Source organism: Herbaspirillum sp. YR522, from assembly GCF_000282575.1.
In the GTDB taxonomy this organism is placed as follows: Bacteria; Pseudomonadota; Gammaproteobacteria; order Burkholderiales; family Burkholderiaceae_D; genus Herbaspirillum.
Window position 1 is genome coordinate 1 of record NZ_AKJA01000082.1, and the last position, 7,656, is coordinate 7,656.

Consider the following 7,656-nt stretch of genomic DNA (forward strand, 5'->3'; position numbering starts at 1 on the left):
CGCCCCCAGCCTCGAGAACGGCTTGCTCAACATCGAACTGGTGCGCGAAGTGCCTGAAGCGCTCAAGCCACGCAAGATCGAGATCGGTGCCACCGACAGCAATGTCCAGCGCCTGGAAAAGGTCGCCGCCTGACCAGCCCTGGGTGACTGAAATGCAGTAGCTCGACGCCCGCGTTTGCGGGCGTCGGCGTTTGCGACCGGCGCCGACGCTGGCAGCGGCGGCGGCCTGGTGGTGCATTCTGTTCATCGATGGCGTAACTTTCAGTTGACGCAGGTCATCGGTGTGATTAATTTATAAGTACATTGGTCAATGCTGCCTTTGTCGCGCGCCAAAGAATTAACAAAAAAACAATGGCTAAAACATATTGCCCTGCGTATATTGCGCCAGGGCACCAGGGAGAAACGCGTGAATGACATTCAATACCAGCACATTAATCCAGAGCCGCTACTGGACGCGGTAGGCGGCGACGTCGCCACCTGCCAGCACATGTTCAAGACCTTTGCGCAAAGTGCGCCGGCCACGTATGCGCGGCTCGAGCAGGCCCTCGCGGACGGCAACGCCGAAGTGGTCAGGCGCGAAGCGCACAGCCTCAAGAGTTCGACCGCGCTCGTCGGCGCCGACGCACTGACGGCATTGCTCAAGGCAATCGAGCAGCAGACCAAGAATGCGGCAACGGACGATGCCCGCATCCATCGCAGCGAATTGTCCGAACGCTTCAATGCGGTGCTCGACGAAGTACGGCATTACATCGATGGGCCCGGATCCAATTGATATCCTGGCCATGACCTGGGCCACAAACGTCTCGCAGTGCCTGCCGCAGCGCCCCGACTGCGGCCATGGCGTGCCCGCCGGGTACGACCGCATTAAAAAATAGATATGTAACGCATCCGACGTCGCCGTAGCGGCAAACTTTCCTCCTGTGCAGACGGCCGCCCACGCCGCCTGCCTCACGCAACGAGGAGGTTTCATGCAGACACGGCTTCATTCCCCACAGACCACCCCGGCACTGGCAGGGTCCATTTCCATTGCGACCGACGGCGCGTCGGCCAGGCCCGGCGGCGAAGCGTCGTCGCCGGCGCCGCGAACACCTCGCGCGCCTGTCATGACCGCTCAATCGAGCGGGTCCTCGCCAGCATCCTGGATGGCTCCGGTCGATGCGACACGGGTGCCGCAATTGCCATCGGCCAAGCGGCTACAGCGCAGCGCCCCGTCGGTCGACGAGCCCAAGGCCAATGCCGCCATGACCGCGCTGCGCAAGGAGTACCCGTTCATCGACCGGGCGGCGTCGGCGTATGTGGACGCCTTGCTGCCGGCGCTGGGACTGGAGGGCGCCGACCGCGACCGTACCATGCTGGTGCGCTTCAACAAGCCCTCGGCGCAAGAGAAGGCGACGATCCGTGCCAATGGCAAGCTGCGCATTGCCAGCGCGCAGGACATCGCCGGCCAGCGCTCGCTGGCCCAGGTGCTGACACAGGGATTTGGTCAATACGACCGCACTAACATGGGCGCCGCGCGCGGTGAGTTTGGCGTCTATACGCAAGCGCAGATTGCACAGGGAGCGCCCCTGGCCACCGGCGACGCCGCTGCGGTGGCGGCTTATCGCGCCAGCCACCCCGCTGCCGCTGGCGACCAGCTCGTGCCGAGCCGGATCGACAGCGCACGCCTGTACAAGAAGGCAGAGGCGGCGTGGCAGTCCGGACCGCGCTTTTCGCAAGCATATCAAGAGCAATTGCGACACTACTGGGACCAGCACCAGGCGCCGCTGGCCGAGTTGCAGAGGCGCATCGCGCTCGATATGACCACCGAGGCCTCGGCCAGCGATGCAATCGATAACCGCGACATCGACCTGGCGGTATTCGGCCTTGGTGGCCAGCCCAAGGACCACGTCAAGGTGTATGCGCTGGACGTGGCCGGCCAGCGTTCGCACAATGCGTTGCGGATCGAGGACAGCGACAGCGGACGCAACCTGCTCTACCTGCCCGGCGCCCGTCACCCGTTGCGCGGCTTCGACGATGCCCAGGCCGCGCGGCAGTGGATCGACGGCAAGGCGGCCAACAGCGGCTGGGCGCGCCGATTCGTGCAGCGTCATTTCACGTTCTCGCCGACGGCAGGCGAGCTGTCGCATCGATTGGAATCGCGCACCAAGCAACGCCAGGCTGGCAGTACCCAGGCCACACCCCTGCTGAGCTCGGACTCCCCGCTGGGCACGACACCGTTCGAGACATTGACGAAATGGCAGAGGGAGCAGGAGCTCGACCTGATGCGTGCGGCCGTGGACGACGGCGGCGATGTCGCCGCGGTACAGAAAGCGCAGGGCATGGCATGGCAGGTGTTGGAAAAAGCGCAAGCCGCGCAGCGCCAAGGACTGGCCGCGGTCGAGGCGCCTGGTATGGCCGGTGCAGAAGCAACGAGCGCGGCGGCGCCATTGACCAGGTCGTCCGCGCTCGAACGGCAACTCGAACAGATCGCCGCACAGCAGCCCGATCTGCAATCGTCGGCGGCGCAGTATGCCTCCGGCTATCTGCGCAAGCATTTCGGCGTCGAGCTGGACCCCGCAAACACCTACCTTGCCAGCTTCCTGCCGCCGAAGACGACCTGGGAAACACGCCTGCGCAACATTGCCGACCTTTCCATCGCTGGCGGCTTGGGCGCGGCGGTGCTGGACCTGCTCCCGCAGGGGCTGGATGGCGCCAGTAGCCTACCCAAGCTGCCGCCGCAACAGGTCATCCAGCGCACGCCCATCGATGAGCTGTTCATCCGTAATTTCAATTCTGCCGACGGCAAGCTGGTCAATCGCAAGGGGGCGACTGCATTTGGCGTCTTTACCGCAGCTGACTTCAACAAGAAACACCTGACGGTCGATACCTGGCGGCAGATCGAACAAAAGTCGCGGCAGGATGGCACTGAAAATGGTGTACGTAATCCGTTCCTGGCAGCCAGCCGGATCGACGCCCAGGCGCTATATCGGCAGATGATGCTGCCGGCTGCCAAGGGCGGCAACGACCTGGCCAATGTCTACCGCCAGCAGGTCGCCGATTTCTGGGACAAGCATGGCAGCGCGCTGGCCGGCTTGCATCGGCAGGCCGCCATGGCGCGGCTCGATGAGTCCCTGGGCGCAGGCAAACTCAACGAGAGCGAGCATGCATTTTTTCGGCAAGGCCTGGAAAACGTCGAAGGCGGGGGCGTACGGACGGATGCGCTCAGGATGGACGGCCGCACATCGCACAATGGGCTTTACCTGTTCGACAAAAGTGGGTCGCGCCAGGGGCTTTACCTGCCAGGCGAGCAACAGCCGTTCAAGGTGTTCGCCGACCGTGGCAAGCTGGAAGCCTGGTTCAACCAGCGCGCCAAGGATGGCGCCTGGGTCGATCGCTTTGCCCGCGACCATTTCTCGGCAACCGATGCCAATGGACTCGATGGTGGTACAGGGGTCGCCACGTTTTTCAAGACAGAATTCCTGCAGGTGATTCCCAGTACTGCCGGGGTGCTTTATCCAAAGGCGTTGTCCAGGAGCGAACGCATCGAGGGCGACCCCTTCGATTTTCTTTCCGGGACCATGCGAGAGAAGGCGCTTGAGGATGCCGACTGGCAGGTCAACAGCAACGACGAATACCAGAAGCAGCGGACCATACAGCGCTTCCAGGATGTGCCGGTGGGCGGCAGCCTGGTCAAGGCCATCCTGGGACGCGGCAGCCAACGTGCCGAGGGCGAGCTGGAACTGGTCGGCGATGCAATCAACGCGGCGTCTCTGCTCGTGCCCGGGGGCGCGGAGGCACGTGCCGCGGAAGAAACCGGTGCCGCCGTCGAGGCGGCGGAGCAGGCGACATCCGACGCGGCGATCGAGCAAGCCGGCACCATGCGCGGCGCCACCTCAGGCACCGCGATGCCGCGCTCGACCGAGCCTGTCGGACGTGACCAGCTGGACTACCGTGTCGCGCCTGCGGTCGACCACGACGTGTCCCTGGCGGGCCGGGTTCCAGGCGCCAACCAGGTCTATACGATCGCGGACAAGTCGTACATCGCCCTTGACGGTCATGCGGTCCGGATCCAGGGCCTGGCCGATCAAGGCCGACGCGCCATCGTGGCCGACCAGTCGGGGCAGGCGTTGCACGGTGTGCAAGTGCTGCGCAGCGATGACGGTTGGCAGGTGGGGGCACTACGGGGCGGCGCGCCCACTGGCCCGCGCTTGATACCCAGGGGCAAGCCTGGCACGCAGGCGAATTACCTGCCTGGTCCGGCATTCGTGTCCGTTCCGATGACACCCTTGCCGGCCGTTGACGAATTGTATGGCATGCGCCTGACGCCGCAGGAACGCGAACTGGCCTGGAATGGCCCGAAAACAGCCGAAGAGCGGTCGCTGGCGGCAACGCTCAATGCGCGCGGGGCGGCGAAAACGCGGGTCTTGCTCACCGACGCCAACAGCTATTTTTCCCGCCTGCCGGTCGCGCAAGAAAGCATGTTCGAGCTACCGGCCGGGACTGCCCCCAATCAAACGCTGCCTGGTGAATCCGCAGGCGCGCCGACGGTGCTCAGCGGGGCCACCGACAAGCAGATACTGTCGAGCGTGTACCAACGACATGACGGATTTTTCATCGGCGAAAACCATGGCGAAACAGCGGTCAATAGCTTCCTGAAGACCAATATGGCCAACCTCAAGGCCAATGGTGTCGAGACGATATACATGGAGCTCTCCGGCGATATCATCGGGGAAGAGATCGAGAAATTCAACCGAGGGCGGTTCATGTCGCCGCAGCTGCGTCACTACCTCACTGAAAATCTGAGGGAGTCGACCGATTCACCTGGTGGGGTTGTCGAGATCTTCGAGCAGGCCGGGCGCCACGGCATTGCCATCAAGCCTATCGATACCTATGCGGCGTCGCGGTTGAAGGTCGATATCTCCGGCGACCGCCTCAAGGCCATGAACTACTACGCCTTGCGCAAGATCGAGGAGGACCAACGCGCCCATCCGGGCAAGTGGCTGGCCGTGGTGGGCGGATCGCACCTGGACAAGACTTCCACGCTGGGCATTCCCTCATTGGGCACGCTGCTTGGCGTGCCATCGATGAAAGTGCGCACGGCGCCACCGAAGCTGGGCAGGATCTTCATCACGGACTACGGCGACCGTGTCGTGGATAATGGAAAGTTTCTCTACACGCGCACCAGCGACTGGCGCCTGATGCTGCCCCAACACCAGGCGCGACCGGTGGCATCGTAGCAAATGCCGCCGGTGTGATCGCGGTTGCTCAGGTGTTGGCGAGCAGGGTAGTAGGCTTGAGCTTCGACTCGAGCGCCCGGCCGCGGCGCGCGCGCTTGCCGATATGCGGTGCCAGTGCGGCGGCCGACAAGGCGACTTCCTGGGCACGGCCGCCACGGCCGAGGCCCGAGACGGTCACGCCTTTCTGGCTGATGGCGACGGCCGCCGTCAGTTTCTCGCCGGGGTCGAGTTCCATCAGGTTCACGCCGCGCCCGCCGGAGGACAGCGTCTTGAGTTCGTCCAGGCCGAACACCAGCAGGCGGCCGTTGGCCGACAGGCAGGCCACGGCGCTGGCGCCGGCGGCGACGACGCGTGGCGCCAGCGGTTGCGCGCCTTCGTCGAGGGTGAAGAAGCTCTTGCCACCCTTGACCCGGCCGAACATGTCGGAGGCCTTGGCGACGAAGCCGGCACCGGCGTCGGAGGCCAGCAGCAGGGTGGTGTCGGCCGGGCCGGCATGGTAGTGCAGCAGGTTGCTGCCGTTGGCCAGTTCGACCAGCGTGGTGACCGGCACGCCGTCGCCACGGGCATTGGGCAAGGCGGCCACGGCAATGGTATAGACCCGGCCGTTGGAGCCGAACGCCAGCAGGTTGTCCACGGTGCGGCATTCGAATGCCGCATACAGCCCGTCACCGGCCTTGAAGGTGAATTGCGCGGCATCGTGGCCATGCCCGGTACGCGCCCGCACCCAGCCCTTCTGCGACACGATCACGGTCACCGGCTCGTCGACCAGCTTTTGCTCGAAGACCGCCTTTTCGGCTTCCTCGATGATGGTGCGGCGGGCGTCGCCGAACTGGCGGGCGTCGCCCTCGATTTCCTTGATGACCAGTTTCTTCATCGAGGACGGGTTCTCCAGCAGGTCCTGCAGTGAAGTCCTTTCGCTGCGCAGCTCGGCCAGTTCCTGCGAGATCTTGATCGCTTCCAGGCGCGCCAGCTGGCGCAGGCGGATGTCGAGGATGTCGTCGGCCTGGCGTTCCGACAGGCGGAAGGCCTCGATCAGGGCCGGCTTGGGTTCGTCCGATTCGCGGATGATGCGGATGACGCGGTCGATATTGAGCAGCACCGCCTCGCGGCCTTCGAGGATGTGGATCCGGTCGTCCACCTTCTGCATGCGGTATCGCGTGCGACGGGTCACGGTGTCGAAGCGGAACGCCACCCATTCGCCCAGGATGTCGGACAGGCTCTTCTGGCGCGGACGGCCATCGCCGCCGATCATCACCAGGTTCAGCGAGGCGCTGGTTTCGAGCGAGGTCTGCGCCAGCAGCGTATGCATGAACTCGGTCTGGTCCTGGTTCTTGGACTTCGGTTCCAGCACCAGCCGCACCGGCGCATCGCGGCCCGATTCGTCGCGCACCGCGTCCAGCAGGCCGAGGATGGTGGCCTTCTGCGCCTGCTGCTCGGGAGTCAGCGTCTTCTTGCCCAGCTTGACCTTGGGGTTGGTCAGCTCCTCGATCTCTTCCAGTACCTTCTGGCTCGATACGCCCGGCGGCAGCTCGGTCACCACGGCCTGCCACTGGCCACGAGCCAGCTCTTCGATCTTCCAGCGCGCGCGCACCTTGAGGCTGCCGCGACCGCTCTGGTACATGTCGGCGATCTGCGCCGCCGGCGTGATGATCTGGCCGCCACCCGGAAAGTCGGGGCCGGGAACGAGTTCCATCAGTTCGCCATGCGTGATCCTGGGATTGCGGATCATCGCCACGGCCGCCTTGGCCACTTCGGTCAGGTTGTGCGACGGGATCTCGGTGGCCAGGCCCACGGCAATGCCCGAGGCCCCATTGAGCAGCACGAAGGGCAGGCGCGCCGGCAACTGGCGCGGTTCCTCGGTGGAGCCGTCGTAGTTGGGCTGGAAGTCGACCGTACCCATGCCGATCTCGTCGAGCAACAGCCGGCTGATCGGCGTCAGGCGCGCTTCGGTGTAGCGCATGGCCGCCGCGCCGTCGCCGTCGCGCGAGCCGAAGTTGCCGTGACCGTCGATGAGCGGGTAGCGCAGCGAGAAGTCCTGTGCCATGCGCACCAGCGCGTCATACACCGACTGGTCGCCGTGCGGGTGCAGCTTGCCCAGCACGTCGCCCACCACCGCGGCCGACTTGCGCGGCTTGGCCGCGGCATTGAGAGAGAGCTCGTTCATCGCGTACAGGATGCGGCGCTGCACCGGCTTCTGGCCGTCGGTGACGTCGGGCAGGGCGCGGCCCTTGACGACCGAGATCGCGTAGTCGAGATAGGCGCGCTCGGCGAAGGTCGACAGCGTCAAGGCGTCTCCCTCGGGCGCCGCCGGAACTTGGTCAAACAGGGTCGGTTGATCGGTCATGGAGCTGGTCTTTTCGTGTTCGGTTGGGACGGATTAATCGTTGATGCCCGGCGCGCGCGGGGGCAGTGTCACTTTCAGGCGCGCCGGCTCCCCCGC

3 protein-coding genes and 1 pseudogene are annotated in these 7,656 nt (G+C 64.8%); 3 read left to right on the top strand and 1 reads right to left on the bottom strand.

Annotated elements, in window-relative coordinates:
• The 3 genes and pseudogenes from PMI40_RS11755 to PMI40_RS11765 form a co-directional block, all read left to right on the top strand.
• A pseudogene (locus PMI40_RS11755) lies at positions 1-133 on the top strand (heat-shock protein); the annotation flags it as partial.
• A gap of 177 nt (positions 134-310) precedes the next feature.
• The gene (locus PMI40_RS11760; RefSeq protein WP_008115470.1) at positions 311-772 is read left to right on the top strand and encodes an Hpt domain-containing protein; all 462 of its coding nucleotides are present in this window, start codon (positions 311-313) and stop codon (positions 770-772) included.
• Positions 773-1,142: 370 nt separating this feature from the next.
• On the top strand, positions 1,143-5,216 hold the full coding sequence (locus PMI40_RS11765; protein WP_040501944.1) for a membrane-targeted effector domain-containing toxin: 4,074 nt from the start codon (positions 1,143-1,145) through the stop codon (positions 5,214-5,216).
• A 28-nt stretch (positions 5,217-5,244) separates the two neighbouring features.
• Here the strand turns inward: PMI40_RS11765 and parC are convergent, their stop codons facing one another.
• Positions 5,245-7,560, bottom strand: a complete 2,316-nt coding sequence (gene parC, locus PMI40_RS11770) for a DNA topoisomerase IV subunit A (protein WP_008115474.1) — start codon at positions 7,558-7,560, stop codon at positions 5,245-5,247.
• Positions 7,561-7,656 lie beyond the last annotated feature (96 nt).